The organism is Loktanella atrilutea (genome assembly GCF_900128995.1).
GTDB classification, from domain to species: domain Bacteria; phylum Pseudomonadota; class Alphaproteobacteria; order Rhodobacterales; family Rhodobacteraceae; genus Loktanella; species Loktanella atrilutea.
On the sequence record NZ_FQUE01000001.1, the window covers coordinates 913,734 to 927,589 of the forward strand.

At 68.0% G+C, this 13,856-nt stretch carries 15 protein-coding genes; 3 read left to right on the plus strand and 12 right to left on the minus strand.

Annotated features, from left to right (window positions below; translation table 11 throughout):
* Positions 1 to 10: 10 nt before the first annotated feature.
* Positions 11 to 550 carry an RSP_2648 family PIN domain-containing protein gene (locus BUA54_RS04405; RefSeq protein WP_072855942.1) on the minus strand — a complete coding sequence of 180 codons (540 nt, stop codon included), beginning with the start codon at positions 548 to 550 and terminating at the stop codon, positions 11 to 13.
* Positions 547 to 1,743: an RSP_2647 family RNA methyltransferase gene (locus tag BUA54_RS04410; protein WP_072855943.1), complete on the minus strand. Its 1,197-nt coding sequence runs from the start codon at positions 1,741 to 1,743 to the stop codon at positions 547 to 549. Before BUA54_RS04410 ends, BUA54_RS04405 begins: the two co-directional genes overlap by 4 nt.
* Positions 1,744 to 1,914: 171 nt before the next feature.
* On the opposite strand from BUA54_RS04410, the gene edd reads away from it, so the two are divergent.
* Positions 1,915 to 3,720, plus strand: coding sequence for a phosphogluconate dehydratase (gene edd / locus BUA54_RS04415; RefSeq protein ID WP_072855944.1), 1,806 nt, complete (start codon positions 1,915 to 1,917; stop codon positions 3,718 to 3,720).
* 81 nt (positions 3,721 to 3,801) lie between these two features.
* Complete coding sequence (eda, locus tag BUA54_RS04420; RefSeq protein WP_072855945.1) at positions 3,802 to 4,443, plus strand: bifunctional 4-hydroxy-2-oxoglutarate aldolase/2-dehydro-3-deoxy-phosphogluconate aldolase; 642 nt, start codon at positions 3,802 to 3,804, stop codon at positions 4,441 to 4,443.
* A 102-nt stretch (positions 4,444 to 4,545) separates the two neighbouring features.
* On the opposite strand, the gene BUA54_RS04425 is transcribed toward eda, so the two are convergent.
* Both BUA54_RS04425 and BUA54_RS04430 read right to left on the minus strand, forming a co-directional pair.
* Complete coding sequence (locus BUA54_RS04425) at positions 4,546 to 4,818, minus strand: hypothetical protein (RefSeq protein WP_342742682.1); 273 nt, start codon at positions 4,816 to 4,818, stop codon at positions 4,546 to 4,548.
* Positions 4,815 to 7,586 (minus strand): bifunctional [glutamate--ammonia ligase]-adenylyl-L-tyrosine phosphorylase/[glutamate--ammonia-ligase] adenylyltransferase, encoded by a 2,772-nt coding sequence (locus BUA54_RS04430; protein WP_072855947.1) that lies wholly within the window; start codon positions 7,584 to 7,586, stop codon positions 4,815 to 4,817. Before BUA54_RS04430 ends, BUA54_RS04425 begins: the two co-directional genes overlap by 4 nt.
* A gap of 94 nt (positions 7,587 to 7,680) precedes the next feature.
* On the opposite strand from BUA54_RS04430, the gene BUA54_RS04435 reads away from it, so the two are divergent.
* Positions 7,681 to 8,154 carry a YbaK/EbsC family protein gene (locus BUA54_RS04435; RefSeq protein ID WP_072855948.1) on the plus strand — a complete coding sequence of 158 codons (474 nt, stop codon included), beginning with the start codon at positions 7,681 to 7,683 and terminating at the stop codon, positions 8,152 to 8,154.
* Positions 8,155 to 8,157: 3 nt separating this feature from the next.
* On the opposite strand, the gene BUA54_RS04440 is transcribed toward BUA54_RS04435, so the two are convergent.
* The 8 genes from BUA54_RS04440 to secD are packed head-to-tail and all read right to left on the minus strand — an operon-like array spanning position 8,158 to position 13,826.
* Positions 8,158 to 8,694, minus strand: a complete 537-nt coding sequence (locus tag BUA54_RS04440) for a DsbE family thiol:disulfide interchange protein (protein WP_072855949.1) — start codon at positions 8,692 to 8,694, stop codon at positions 8,158 to 8,160.
* A complete protein-coding gene (gene ccmD, locus BUA54_RS04445) occupies positions 8,687 to 8,827 on the minus strand; it encodes a heme exporter protein CcmD (RefSeq protein WP_072855950.1) in 141 nt (46 codons plus the stop codon). The genes BUA54_RS04440 and ccmD overlap by 8 nt, the downstream gene beginning before the upstream one ends.
* A complete protein-coding gene (locus tag BUA54_RS04450) occupies positions 8,820 to 9,548 on the minus strand; it encodes a heme ABC transporter permease (RefSeq protein WP_072855951.1) in 729 nt (242 codons plus the stop codon). The genes ccmD and BUA54_RS04450 overlap by 8 nt, the downstream gene beginning before the upstream one ends.
* Positions 9,549 to 9,590: 42 nt before the next feature.
* Positions 9,591 to 10,247: a heme exporter protein CcmB gene (gene ccmB, locus BUA54_RS04455; RefSeq protein WP_072855952.1), complete on the minus strand. Its 657-nt coding sequence runs from the start codon at positions 10,245 to 10,247 to the stop codon at positions 9,591 to 9,593.
* Positions 10,244 to 10,858, minus strand: a complete 615-nt coding sequence (ccmA, locus tag BUA54_RS04460) for a heme ABC exporter ATP-binding protein CcmA (protein WP_072855953.1) — start codon at positions 10,856 to 10,858, stop codon at positions 10,244 to 10,246. The genes ccmB and ccmA overlap by 4 nt, the downstream gene beginning before the upstream one ends.
* 5 nt (positions 10,859 to 10,863) lie before the next feature.
* Positions 10,864 to 11,217: an Mth938-like domain-containing protein gene (locus BUA54_RS04465; protein ID WP_072855954.1), complete on the minus strand. Its 354-nt coding sequence runs from the start codon at positions 11,215 to 11,217 to the stop codon at positions 10,864 to 10,866.
* 1 nt (position 11,218) lies between these two features.
* Positions 11,219 to 12,190, minus strand: coding sequence for a protein translocase subunit SecF (gene secF / locus BUA54_RS04470; protein ID WP_072855955.1), 972 nt, complete (start codon positions 12,188 to 12,190; stop codon positions 11,219 to 11,221).
* 4 nt (positions 12,191 to 12,194) lie between these two features.
* A complete protein-coding gene (gene secD, locus BUA54_RS04475; RefSeq protein WP_072855956.1) occupies positions 12,195 to 13,826 on the minus strand; it encodes a protein translocase subunit SecD in 1,632 nt (543 codons plus the stop codon).
* Between the last annotated feature and the right edge of the window lie 30 nt (positions 13,827 to 13,856).

Below are 13,856 nucleotides of genomic sequence, written 5' to 3' on the forward strand. Positions count from 1 at the left end.
GAAAAATCGGCTACATCAGCCGCTTGCCCAGACGGGGCATGCGGGCCTTCTTCATCAGCGCGCGGATCGTCCACGGTTGGGGCGACAGGCGGTTCGCCTCGCGCAGCACTTCGTCGCAGATACGCTCGACCACCTCAGGCGCCTCGTCGTGCATCCGCAGCATGAAACCGTCGGGATCGGCACGGAAAAGATCCTCGTCCGCCAGCAGGTTGCCCGGGAAATCCTTGGCGTTCAACGTCAGGATCGCGTCGCAGTGCCCTGCGACCGCCGCGGCGAGCACGTGGATGTCATCCGCATCCGGCAGCCACAGCCGCCGCAGCAGCCCGTCGTCCGGCGTCACGCAGGCCCGCGGAAACCGTGCCTGCAGCGCCGCAATCTCGCCCCGGGCGAAGACCTCCGCCTCCGGCCCCAGCTTGACCGTTGCCCGGGCCCATTCCTCGAGGATGCGGGGCGACCAGCAGGGCGCGAAAAGTCCCGCGGCGGCGCAGCCGGTCAGCACCTCGCGCATGACGGTCGGGTAGAGCACGCAGGCGTCGATCAGGACCTTCACAGGCGGAACGTCACCGCCTTGAGGTAGCCGCTTTCCGCCAGATGCGGCAGCAACGGATGGTCCGGCCCGGCGAAGCCGGTCTGAATCACCTGCCCGCGCCGCCCGGCCCGCCCGATACCGCGGGCAGAGGCATTGCGGAACCGGGTCAGGTCCGCCGCATGGCTGCAGGAACAGAGCATCAGGTAGCCGCCGTCGGTGACAAGGGCCGCCGCCAGCCGCGCGACACGCTCGTAGGCCCGCAGACCCGCTTCCAGCGCAGACTTGCCGGGGGCGAAGGCAGGCGGGTCGCACACCACCAAATCGAAGGTCTCGCCCTCCTCCGCCAGCGCCTCCAGCACGGCGAAGGCATCGCCCTTGCGGGTCGTGAAGCGGTCGGTGACGCCCATGGCCGCGGCGCCTTGCGCGGCCAGTGTCAGTGCGGGCTCTGACCCGTCCACGGCCAGTACGGAGGCCGCACCCCCTGCCAGCGCCGCAAGACCGAAGCCGCCGACGTGGCTGAACATGTCCAGCACCCGCGCGTCGCGGGCAAGGCCGGCGGCAAAGGCGTGGTTCGGCCGCTGGTCGAAGAACAGGCCGGTCTTCTGCCCGCCAGTCACGTCGGCCATGTAGGTGGCGCCGTTCATCGGCACCGGGATCGGCGCCTCCGGCGCAGTGCCCCGCAGCACGGCCATGCGGTCGTCGAGACCTTCAAGGCTGCGCGCCCTGCCGCTCGCGTTCAGGATCACGGTCGAGACCCCCGTGACCTGCACCAGCGCTTCCGTCAGCGGTTCGATCAGCGCGTCGGCCCAGGCCGCGTTGGGCTGGATTACCGCCACATCTCCGAAGCGGTCGATGACCACGCCGGGCAGGCCATCCGCCTCGGCATGGACAAGACGATAGAACGGCTGGGCGTAGAGTCGCGCGCGATGCGCCAGCGCGCGGGAAAGCTTCGCCGTGAACCAGTCGGTGTCGATCACCGCCTCGGGGTCGCGGTCCAGCATCCGGCAGATGATCTTAGAGGCCGGATTCACGGTCACGAGGCCGAGCGGGACCCGGTTCGCATCCTCCAGCACGGCCAGCGCGCCGGGGGTCAGACCCTTGGTGCGGCGGTCGGTGACCAGTTCGTTGGCGTAGACCCAGGGATAGCCGTGGCGGATCGCGCGGGCGTCGCCCTTGGGCATCAGGCGGACGGTGGGATATGGGGGCATGTTCATGACACCTCCTCTAACGTCCTGCGTCCGTCGCCGCCAGTGGCCAGTTCGCCCCTTCGGGCGCCTGTCGACCGCCCACCGCCGAAAACCGCCGGTTTCCGCCGGGCATACCGTTGTTAGCGCTAACCTGACGTGGTAGAAAGGGGCAACACCCGTAGTCGAAGGGGGAGCCCGATGGCCCTGCATCCCAAGATCGCCGAAGTCACCGACCGCATCCGTGCCCGGTCAGAGGCACCGCGTCGCCGGTATCTGGACACGATGGCCCGCGCCGCCGCCGCGGGCCCGCGCCGGGCGCATCTGACCTGCGGCAACCAGGCCCATGCCTATGCGGCGATGGGCGACCAGAAGGACGCCCTCGTGGCCGAGGCCGCGCCCAACATCGGCATCATCACCGCCTACAACGACATGCTGAGCGCGCACCAGCCGTTCGAGACCTATCCTGCCCTGATCAAGCGCGCTGCCATCGCCGCGGGCGCCACCGCGCAGGTCGCGGGCGGCGTGCCCGCCATGTGCGACGGCGTGACGCAGGGGCAGACGGGGATGGAACTGTCGCTCTTCTCGCGCGACGTCATCGCCCTGTCGGCGGCGGTGGGCCTGTCGCACAATACCTTCGACGCGGCGATCTACCTCGGCGTCTGCGACAAGATCGTGCCCGGCCTCGTCATGGCCGCCGCGACCTTCGGCTACATTCCCTCCATTTTCCTGCCCGCCGGCCCCATGACCTCGGGCCTGCCCAACGACGAGAAGTCGAAGGTCCGCCAGCAGTTCGCCACCGGCGAGGTCGGGCGCGACGCACTGATGGCATCGGAGATGGCGTCCTACCATGGGCCGGGCACCTGCACCTTCTACGGCACCGCCAACAGCAACCAGATGCTGATGGAGTTCATGGGCCTGCACCTGCCGGGCGCGTCCTTCGTGAACCCGAACACGCCGCTACGCGATGCGTTGACCGTGGCGGGCACGGAACGGGCGGCGCAGATCACGGCGCTGGGGAACCAGTTCACGCCGGTCAGCGACATTCTCGACGAACGGGCCTTCGTGAACGGCCTAGTGGGGTTGATGGCGACGGGGGGGTCGACGAACCTCGTGATCCACCTGCCCGCCATGGCGCGGGCGGCGGGCATCATCCTCGACCTTCAGGATTTCAGCGACATCTCGGACGTGACGCCGCTGATGGCCAAGGTCTATCCCAACGGCCTTGCGGACGTGAACCATTTCCACGCGGCCGGCGGCCTCGGCTACATGATCGGGGAGTTGCTGAACGCAGGCCTGCTGCACGACGACGTCAAGACCGTCGCCGGCGACGGGCTGGACCTCTACACCCAGGAACCCAAGTTGTCCGATGGCCGCGTGACCTATGCCAAGGGCGCAGGCGAGAGTCTGAACACCAAGATTCTGCGCCCCGCCTCCGAACCCTTCCAGAAACACGGCGGGCTGCAGCAGCTTAGCGGCAACCTCGGCCGCGGCGTGATGAAGACCTCCGCCGTGGCGGAGGAGCGTCACATCGTCGAGGCGCCCTGTCGCATCTTTCACGATCAGGACAGTGTCAAGGCGGCCTTCAAGGCCGGCGAGTTCACCGGCGACACGATTATCGTCGTACGGTTCCAGGGACCGAAATCGAACGGAATGCCGGAACTGCACGGGCTGACGCCAACGCTGGCCGTGCTGCAGGACCGCGGGCTCAAGGTGGCGCTGGTGACCGACGGGCGTATGTCGGGCGCCTCCGGCAAGGTGCCGTCGGCCATCCACGTCTGCCCCGAAGCCGCCGATGGCGGCCCCATCGCGCGGATCAACGACGGCGACGTGATCCGTCTGGATGCGGTCAACGGCACCATCGACGTGCTGGGAGTCGACCTCGACAACCGCACCGTGGCGACCGCCGACCTGACCGGCAACGGCACCGGCGTCGGCCGCGAACTCTTCGAGGTCTTCCGCCGCAACGTGGGTCTGGTGACCGACGGCGCCGGTGTCGCGGTCTAGGGGTTCGTCCTCGCTTTTTCTGAAATACTCCCGCCGGAGGCATCCGCCCCCTGCTTCACGCACACCCATAGGCAATCCCTCATGACACCTGAACAAGCTTCCGAACTGAACCACGACCTCTGCCTGCTGGCACCGGTGATCCCGGTGCTGGTGCTCGACGATGCGGCACTTGCCGCCGACCTCGCCCGCGCGCTGGTCGCCGGCGGCCTGCCCGCGCTGGAGGTCACGCTGCGCACGCCAGCCGCCCTCGACGCGATCCGCGAGATGGCCGATATCCCCGGCGGCGTGGTGGGCGCAGGCACGTTGCTGACGCCGAAGGATGTCGAGAACGCCAAGAAGGCGGGCGCGAAGTTCGGCGTCTCGCCCGGGGCGACGGACCTGATCCTGGACGCCTGCGAGGACAACGACCTGCCGCTGCTGCCCGGTACCGCCACCGCGTCGGAGGCGATGCGCCTGCTGGAGCGCGGCTACACGGTACAGAAGTTCTTTCCGGCCGAGGCCAACGGCGGCGTGCCTGCGCTGAAGGCGATCGGCGCGCCGATCCCGCAGGTCCGGTTCTGCCCCACGGGGGGGGTCAGCCTGAAAAACGCGCCGGACTACCTCGCGCTGTCCAACACGCTGTGCGTCGGTGGCAGCTGGGTCGCGCCGAAGGACATGATGCTGGCCGGCGACTGGGCCGGGATCGAAGCCCTCGCACGCGAGGCGGCCGGCCTGCCGCGTTGAGCGATATCGGATTGCGGCGCAATCCGATCCGCGGGGGCCAGCCCCCGCACCCCCGAGGTATTTGAGACGAGAAGAAGGACCGGTGCGGGACCCGTGCCGTGATCAGACCCGGTCCGTGCGCCCCGCACGGCCGCCGCGGCGGCGCGGTGGCGGCGCATCCTGAAGGCCTGCGAGCAGGGTCTGCGTCATGGGGTGGTCGACGGGCTGATCGGCGTATCGGGTCAGCAGCGCCTTGACGCGTTCGCGCAGATCGAAGGCGGCATCGCCCTTCATTGCCCAGTCGAGGAAGATCACCCGACAGTCGCGCGCAGTGATCTCGGGGATCCGGTAGGCCTCTCGGATCAGGCCGGCGGGATCGAGGGGATCGCCCTTCACGATGCATCCTGCAATCGGCGGGTGATGACGCTATCGGCGGCGGCGGCGGCGGTCGTCATGGCGGTTTCCAGCTCCTGCATGGTGGCGCATCCGGTCTCTCTCAGCACGAAGCGACGGCCGCCTTCGCCCAGGGCATCCGGGTCGAGCACGCCGCCGGTCAGCAGGCGACCCGCGGACTGCAGCCGCCAGAAGAGATCCGCCGCACGCGTCAGGGCCGCGCCATCCTTGGCCGAAAGCCAGCCGCCCGCAACGCCCGCGGCGATCTGGTCAGACAGATCGCGCAGATCGGACCCGGTGACAAGGGCCGCCGTCTGCGCCGTCAGTTCGACGTCCATCAGGCGTCCCGGTCCCATCTTGGCGTCCCAGACCCCCTGTGCGGGCTTGGCGCCCGCCAGTCTTGCGCGCATGTCGGCCACGTCGGCGGCGACCGTGTCGCCGCGCCCCTTGGCCTTCAGCAGGCTGCGGCGGAAGGCCTCGATGCCGGAGGCGAGCACGCGGGCGCCGGCGATGGGACGGGCGCGGGTCAGGGCCAGATGCTCCCAGGTCCAGGCCTCGTCCTGCTGATAGCCGCGGAAGGCGGCCCAGGAGGTGGCGACGGGGCCCTGCTTGCCCGAAGGACGCAGGCGCATGTCGACCTCGTAGAGCCGTCCGTCCGCCATCGGCGCAGACAGGGCCGTGACCAGTGCCTGCGTCAGCCGCGCGTAGTAGCTGCGCACCGGAAGCGGTCGGGGGCCGCTGGAGTTGCCCCAGATGTCGGCGTCGTAGATCACGATCAGGTCGACGTCCGACAGCGCGTTGAGCCGCCCTGCCCCCAGCGACCCCATGCCGAGAACCGTAGCACCCTGTCCCGGCGGCGGGCCGTGGCGGCGGGCGAAATCCGCCACGACGACGGGCCAGATTCCGGCGATCACCGCCTCTGCCAGATCGGCGTAGTGCTGCCCGGCGGTGGCCGCATCGGTCAGGCCGCGCAGGTGGTGCACGCCGATCCGAAAATGCCACTCGCGCGCCCAGCGGCGGGCGGCGTTCATCGCCGTCTCGTAGTCGGCGGCCTGCGAGACGATGTCGGTCAGGCCCTGCGACAGGACGGTGACACCGGGCCAGGGCGCGAAGAAATCACCGACGATCACCGCGTCCAGAACGCCTGCGTTACGCGACAGGTATTGCGCCAGCGCCGGCGCCGTGGCGCAGATGTCGACGATCAGTTGCGTCAGGGCGGGGTTCGCCTCGAACAGGGCGAACAGCTGCACACCGGCGGGCAGACCGGCAAGGAAGGCATCGAAGGTGTTCAGCGCCTCGTCCGGCTTGGCCGCCTCTGCCAGACGGGACAGGATGCCGGGGCGCAGGCGGCGAAAGATCTGCGCCGCGCGGGCACTCCGCAGGGCCGGATAGTCGGGCCAGCGGGCGGTGACGGTGCTGCCCCAGTCGGCCTCTGCCGGCGGAGCGGCAACGTCGGGGGCGAAGAAGCCTTCGGTCTTCGCATGGACCTGCGTCAGCCGGTCCGTGAGATCGGCACGCAGGCTGGCCGCATCGGTGTCCATGAAGGCCGCCAGCCGGTCGAAGCCCGCGTCGTCCTGTGGCAGGCTGTGGGTCTGGGCATCGTTGATCATCTGCAGGCGATGTTCGACGGTGCGGTGGGCGATGTAGTGATCCGTCAGCGCGTCGCGCAGGTCGCCGGGGATCCAGCCGGCCGCAGCCAGCCGCGACAGCCCCTCGACCGTCCCACGCACCCGCAGGCTGGCATCGCGGCCGCCGGCGATCAACTGATGGGTCTGGGTGAAGAACTCGATTTCCCGGATGCCGCCGCGGCCCAGCTTCATGTCGTGGCCCGGCAGCGACAGCTTGCCGCCCAGTCCCTTGTGATCGCGGATCCGCAGGCGCATGTCGTGGGCGTCCTGGATCGCGGCGAAGTCGAGGTGCTTGCGCCAGACGAAGGGTCGCAAGGTCTCGAGGAAGCGCTGCCCCGCCGCGATGTCCCCGGCACAAGGCGCAGCCTTGATGTAGGCCGCCCTTTCCCACGTGCGGCCGACGCTTTCGTAGTAGCGTTCCGCCGCGGTCATCGACAGGCAGACCGGCATGACGCTGGCATCTGGGCGCAGCCGCAGGTCGGTGCGGAAAACATAGCCCTCCGCCGTGTTGTCAGACAGCAGCGCGCACATCCGCCGCGTGACGCGGACGAAGGCGGCACGGGCCGCCGCCGTGTCCTCCGGTGCGAAGCGGTCGTCGTCGAAGAGGCAGATCAAATCAATGTCGGAGGAGTAGTTCAACTCTCCCGCACCCTGTTTCCCCATCGCGAGGACGACCATGCCGCCGGCTTCGCCCGCGTCGTCGGCGATCAGGCCGGGCAGCTTGCCGCGAGCGATCTCGGCGTCGACCAGCGGGACGATGCAGGCCTGCACGGCGGCGACGGCGAGGTCGGTCAGGGCTTGCGTGACCGTGGCCAGCGGCCAGATGCCCGCCAGATCGCAAAGCGCCGTCAGCAGGGCGACGCGCCGTTTGGCCTGCCGCAGGCCGGGGCCCAGGTCGGCGAAAGGAATCGCAGGTATCTCGCGAAGGGTCGCGGCCAATGCCGCCTCCGGATCTTCGGTGGCGCCTTGCAGCCAGTCCGACTCTGCCGCGATCAGGCCGGCGAGGTAGGGACTGCAGCCGGCGGTCCCTGCGATCAGGTCGCGCAGCCCGTCCTTGGCCCATGGCGCCGCGTCCAGCGCGCCGGCGGCCCGTTCGGCATCGAAGGGGCGCGGGCTGCGGGTCATGCGGGCGGTCAAGGTCATGGGGGCCTTTCCGAGGTCCAACCAAAGGTATCCCGGCGGGCTGGTGCCTGCTGGGCCGATCTGCAATCCTTGAAGGATCGCAGGAGGATACCCGATGAGCAAGAGTTTGCGGCGCGTCACCGCCGCTTTGCAGGCGGCCGGTCTGGACATCGTGCCGCTGGAGATGGCGGCAGAGACCCGCACGGCGGCACAGGCTGCCGCCGCGGCAGACTGCACGGTGGACCAGATCGCGAAGTCCATCGTGTTCCAGAGGGCGGACAGCGGTGACGTTGTCCTGTTCATCACCGCGGGCGGGCGGCAGGTGGATCCCGACCGCGCGGCGCAGGTGGCGGGCACGGCGCTGGTGCGGGCCGATGCCGATGCGGTGCGGGGCCGGACCGGATTCGCGATCGGTGGCGTCTCTCCCGTCGGGCATCTGGCACCAGTGGCGACCTACATGGATACAACCTTGATGATATTCGACACGGTCTGGGCGGCGGCGGGCACGCCGCGCCACATCTTTGCCGTGGCGCCCGCTGATCTGCTGCGGATATCAGGGGCGACGCTGGCCGATTTCAGCCGGGGCTAACGGTTATTGCGTCGCAGCCTGCAGCATCGGCAGGAACCGCTGTTCGTAGTCGGACCCGATCAGAGGGCCGATGAAGCGGTTCAACACCGTGCCATCCGGACCGACGATGAAGGTTTCCGGCGGGGCGGTGACGCCCCAGTCGATCGCCGAACGGCCGCGCGGATCGAAGCCCGTGGCGAAGAACGGGTTGCCGTTGTCGGAAAGGTAGCCGCTGGCGTCGTCCGCCTGATCACGAAAGTTGACGCCGGCGACGCGGTAGCCTTGCTCGCTCAGCGCTTCCAGCGTCGGATGCTCTGCCCGGCAGGGCGGGCACCAGCTGGCCCAGAAGTTGACGATGGTGATCTCTCCGGCCGACAGGTCTGCAGGGGTCAGCTGTGTCGTGCCTGCAACGGCCTCGGTCGGTAGCGCGGGGGCGGGCTGGCCGATGAACTGCGACGGCAGCTCGCCCGCGTTGTCGCGCATCAGGCCACCCCAGAACAGCCCTGCCAGCGCGGCAAAGATCACCGGCGGCACGATCAGCAAAGGCGAGACCCTAGCCACGCTCGACAGCCTCCAGCGCGCGCTTGACCCGCCGGGCGCGGCGCACGCTCAGCCAGACAAGGACCGTCAGAACGGCGATACTGGCGGCATAGGCGGTCAGCACCTCGAAGGCGTATTTTCCCAGATCAGGCACGCTGCGCCCTCGCCAGCAGGGCCTGCGTCCGGCGCACACGGATTTCCGTGCGGGTCCGCAGCAGCACCAGTGCCAGAAACAGCGCCACGAAGCCCGCGATGCAGACCAGCAGCGGGATGTAGAAGACGTTTGCCACGTTCTCCTCCTTGTCGAGGGACAGGGACGCGCCCTGATGCAGCCCCTGATTCCAGAAGTTCACCGCGTAGCGCGACAGGATCGCGAAGACCGACCCGACGAGACAAAGCACCGAGGTCAGGTCGGCGGCGGTATCCGCATCCTCGATCGCGGCCCAGAGGGCGATGTAGCCGAGGTAGAAAAGGAACAGGATCAGGAAGGACGTCAGCCGCGGATCCCATGCCCAGTAGGTGCCCCACATCGGGCTGCCCCAGATCGCCCCGGTGATCAGCGCGATCACGGTCATCGCCAGCCCGACCGGGGCCGCGGCGCGGGCGGCCAGCGCGCTGACGTGGTGGCGACGGACCAGCCAGATGAGCGAGGCCACCAGCATCATGAACCACGCGTTGATCGCCATCAGGGCGGATGGGACGTGCAGATAGATGATCTTGACGGTCGAGCCCTGCCGCGCCTCCTCCGGCGTGAAGAAGAAGCCCCAGATCAGGCCGATGGCCAGACAGGCGGCGGCCACGGCAAAGGCGACCCGCATGACGGGCGCGGTCCAGTCCATGAACCTTTTCGGATTGGCGTATTCCCAGATCGACATGGCTTATCCCTACCCCGGCGCATGGCGCCCCTCAATCCCCGTTCACCGCAGGTTGATACGCAGCACCGCCGCCGCGGCGAAGGGCAAAAGCGCGAAACATCCCAACGTGATCGCCCCCATCAGCATCAGCGGCGCCGCAGCCCCGGTGCCGTCGACGCCCCGGCGCACCGCCTCTGCCCCGAAGATCAGCGTCGGCACATAGAGTGGCAGGACCAGCAGCGACAGCAACAGGCCACCGCGTCGCAGGCCGACGGTCAAGGCCGCGCCAAAACTGCCGATCATCGACAGCGCAGGTGTCCCGATCGCGAGGCTGACCAGTAGATAGGCATAGGCGGCAGGCTGCATATTCAGAAAGAACCCCAGCGCAGGCGCCACAAGCGTCAGTGGCAGGCCCGTCGTGATCCAGTGAGCGAAGGCCTTGATGAGCGCCACGCCTTCCAACGGCAGGGGGGCCGTCGCCAGTAACGCCAGCGACCCGTCCTCGAAATCCAGCGCGAAGATCCGGTCGAGCGACAGGAGCGCCGCCAGCAAGGCTGCGACCCAAAGGATGCCCGGCGCGATCAGCGCCAGCACGCTGCGGTCGGGGCCGACGCCGAAGGGCACCAGGACGACGACGATCAGGAAGAACGCGAGGCCAAGACCGAAGCCGCCCCCCGCCCGCACCGCAAGCGCCAGATCGCGCCAGAGCAGGGCTTTCACAGGAACGCCTCGTCCGACCCGCCGGTGGCATCCGCCTGTGCGACGAAGGGCGTCAGGTCAAGCGTCGGCACGTCAAGGCCAAGGTCGATATGCGTGGCGATGACGGCGCAGCCGCCCTGCGCCAGATGCACGTCGCGCATCCAGCCCGCGAAATTGCGCACGGAAAACGCGTCGAGGCTGACGGTCGGCTCGTCGAGGAACAGCACCTTACGACCGATGACGCCCAGCCGTGCCAGCCCCAGGCGCCGCTTCTGCCCGGCCGACAATGTTCCGGCGGCGCGACTGCGCAGCCCGTCGAGATCGAAGGCCGCAAAAACCGTGTCCGGCACGGTCAGCCCGTAGACCTGCGCCCAGAACGTCAGGTTTTCGGTCACGGTCAGCGCCGTCTTGATCCCGTCCGCGTGGCTGGCGTAGGCACCGGTCGCCTCGGGGTAGTCCACCGTGCCGTCCAGTGGCGGCTGCAGACCGGCCAAGGTGCGTAACAACGTCGTCTTGCCGACGCCGTTCGGTCCCCGCAGGATCAGCGCCTCGCCCGCGTTCAGGTCAAAGGTCACGCCTTCCAGCACCGGCACGCCGCCGCGCGCGCAACGCAGGTCGCGGACCTGCAGCATCCCGGTCAGACCGGGAACAGGGCGAGCGCGACGCGGCGCCCTTCGCTCAGCAACACGTTGTAGGTGCGGCAGGCGGCGGGGGATGCCATGCTCTCGACCCCAAGGCCCGCGGCCTCCAACACTTGCCGGAAGGCAGCGGGGGGATGGGCGATCTCGGCCCCCGTGCCGACGAAGACGACGTCGACCTTGTCGGCGGCGGCGATCAGCGCTGCCGTGTCGTCATAGCCGCCCCAGCCTGCCACGCCGGAAGGCATGACCGTCACCGGCCCCTCGATCACCTGACCGCCGATGCGAAAGAAGCCGGGGCCGTAGCCGTCGATCGGTTTCGCGTTGTCGTAGGTGATCTCGGTCAGGCGCATGTCACTTGCTTTCCACGTCCGCGTATTTGCCGACCGTGCGCGGGTCCTTCTTGGACCAGTCCCGCTTTACCCCCAGCATCAGCACGATGTTCTTGGCGATGTAGATCGACGAATAGGTGCCGACCACGATTCCCCAAGTGATGGCAAAGACAAAGCCCCGGATCACGTCGCCACCCAGAAAAAGCAGGGCCAGCAGCGCGAGGATCGTGGTGCCGGAGGTCATCAGCGTCCGGCTGAGGGTTTCATTGGCCGACAGGTTCAGCACGTCGATCAGCGGCATCACCTTGTACTTGCGCAAGTTTTCCCGCACCCGGTCGAAGACGACGACGGTATCGTTGATCGAATAGCCGACAATGGTCAGCAGGGCTGCGATGATCGCCAGATCGAACTTGATCTGCAGCAGCGCGAATAGGCCGATGGTCAGACCCACGTCATGCACCAGTGCCACGATGCCGCCCACGGCGAACTGCCATTCGAAGCGCAACCAGATGTAGATGACGATCGCCGTGATCGCCCCCAGCACCGACAGCACGGCAGAGCGGATCAATTCTCCCGACACCTTGGGCCCGACGCTTTCGACGGAGGCGAACTGCACGTTCGGGTCCACGGCGGTCAGGGCGCTCTCGATCGCGGTCATGGTCGCGGGCTGGATGCTTTCCGCATCGCCCTGCGCTTGAATGCGGATCTCTGCCACGTTGCGGTCGGGGCCGAAGCCAGGGTCGAAGACCTCGGTGATCGCGACGTCGCCCAGCCCCAGCGGGTCGAGAGCGGCACGGTAGGCACCCACGTCGACGGACTGCGTGCTTTCGGTGCGGATCGTGGTGCCGCCCTTGAAGTCGATGCCGTAGTTCAGGCCGAAGGCCAGATAGGCCACGATCGACAGGACCAGTAGCACGATGGACCCGCCGAAGGTGATTTTCGACAACCCGAAGAAGTTGATCTTGGTATCGTCGGGAACAAGACGCAGACGCATGGGATCAGACCTCGATTGTTTTCGGCCGCCGCCAGGCGAACCAGATGACGATCAGCGACCGCGTGACGAAGATCGCGGTGAAGATCGACGTGATGATGCCCAGACCCAGCGTCACCGCGAAGCCGCGTACCGGACCGGAACCCATGTAGAACAGGATGCCCGCCGTGATCAGCGTCGTGACGTTGGAGTCCACGATGGCCGACAGGGCGCGCTCATACCCTAGCTCGATCGCGCGGGCCGGGCCCTTGTCGGTGCGCAATTCCTCTCGGATGCGTTCGAACACCAGCACGTTGGCGTCCACCGCCATGCCGACGGTCAGCACGATGCCCGCGATGCCCGGCAGGGTGAGCGTAGCCCCCAGCAGCGACAGGCCACCGAAGATCAGGCCCATGTTGATCATCAGGGCGATGTTGGCGAAGAGGCCGAACAGACCGTAGGTCACCAGCATGAAGATCACCACGAGGGCGGAGCCCACGACGGCGGCCTGCTTGCCCGCGTCGATGCTGTCCTGCCCCAGCTGCGGGCCGATGGTGCGTTCTTCGAGGAAGTTCAGCTTGGCCGGCAGCGCACCGGCGCGCAGCAGCACGGCAAGGTTGGTCGATTCCTCGACCGTGAAGTTGCCGGTAATGATGCCCGACCCGCCCGGAATGTGGCTCTGGATCGTGGGGGCGCTGATGACCTCGTTATCCAGCACGATGGCGAAGGGTTCGCCGATATGATCGAGGGTATAATCCCCGAACTTGCGCGCGCCGGTCACGTTGAAACGGAAATTGACCGCCGGCTGTCCGTTCTGGTCAAAGGCGGGCTGAGCGTCGACAAGCTCCTCTCCGGTCACGACCGGGGCGGTGTCGAGGACGTAGAACACGCCCTGCTGATCGACGGAGGGCAGAACCTCCTGCCCCACGCCCGCCTGTTCGGTGGCGCTGGCGGCGCGGCCGACGACAGGCTGGAACGTCAGCTGCGCCGTGGTGCCGATGATGTCCTTGACCTCTTGCGCGGACCCGACACCGGGCACCTCGACAAGGATCCGGGTCTCGCCCTGCCGCTGGATTGTCGGTTCGCGGGTGCCGACCTCGTCGATGCGGCGGCGGATGATCTCGAGGCTTTGCTGCATGGTGCGGTCGTCGACCGCCAGCTTTTCCGCGTCCGACAGGCGAATCGTCAGCAGCGGGCCGTTGCCCGTCACCTCGATGTCGGTGGACCCGGCACCGGTCAGCGAGGTGATCGGCCGTGCCAGACCGCGCACGATCTCCAGTGCGCGGTTGGCGCCCGCGGGTTCCGAGATGCGGACGATCAGCTCGTCTGGCGCGCTCGTCTCGCGGGTGACGAAGCCCACGGTATCGCGCTCCTGCGCCAGCGCGTCCCGCACCTCGGGCCATGTGGCATCCATGATCGTGGCATAGACGTCCGTCGTCTGCACCTCTGCCAGCAGATGCGCGCCGCCGCGCAGGTCGAGGCCAAGGTTCACGAGGCCCGACGGCAGGAACGATGGCCATGTCGTGTCGACCTGACCCTGCGCTATGGCGTCATTATGGGTCTCGACCCGGCTGTAGAAGGCATTGGGCAGCGCCAGCGCTAGACCGACGATGACCGTCAGCCAGATCGCGGCCTGCTTGAAGGCAGAGATGTGCAGCATGGAGAGTAAGCCCCTTGGGCCAGAGGTATT

Excerpts from the sequence above, each read along its gene's own strand:
- ccmA (WP_072855953.1), bottom strand. The coding sequence starts at position 10,858 with ATGCTGCAGGTCCGCGACCTGCGTTGCGCGCGCGGCGGCGTGCCGGTG.
- BUA54_RS04410 (WP_072855943.1), bottom strand. The coding sequence starts at position 1,743 with ATGAACATGCCCCCATATCCCACCGTCCGCCTGATGCCCAAGGGCGAC.
- BUA54_RS04435 (WP_072855948.1), top strand. The coding sequence starts at position 7,681 with ATGAGCAAGAGTTTGCGGCGCGTCACCGCCGCTTTGCAGGCGGCCGGT.
- eda (WP_072855945.1), top strand. The coding sequence starts at position 3,802 with ATGACACCTGAACAAGCTTCCGAACTGAACCACGACCTCTGCCTGCTG.
- secD (WP_072855956.1), bottom strand. The coding sequence starts at position 13,826 with ATGCTGCACATCTCTGCCTTCAAGCAGGCCGCGATCTGGCTGACGGTC.
- BUA54_RS04430 (WP_072855947.1), bottom strand. The coding sequence starts at position 7,586 with ATGACCTTGACCGCCCGCATGACCCGCAGCCCGCGCCCCTTCGATGCC.
- edd (WP_072855944.1), top strand. The coding sequence starts at position 1,915 with ATGGCCCTGCATCCCAAGATCGCCGAAGTCACCGACCGCATCCGTGCC.
- BUA54_RS04465 (WP_072855954.1), bottom strand. The coding sequence starts at position 11,217 with ATGCGCCTGACCGAGATCACCTACGACAACGCGAAACCGATCGACGGC.
- secF (WP_072855955.1), bottom strand. The coding sequence starts at position 12,190 with ATGCGTCTGCGTCTTGTTCCCGACGATACCAAGATCAACTTCTTCGGG.
- BUA54_RS04450 (WP_072855951.1), bottom strand. The coding sequence starts at position 9,548 with ATGTCGATCTGGGAATACGCCAATCCGAAAAGGTTCATGGACTGGACC.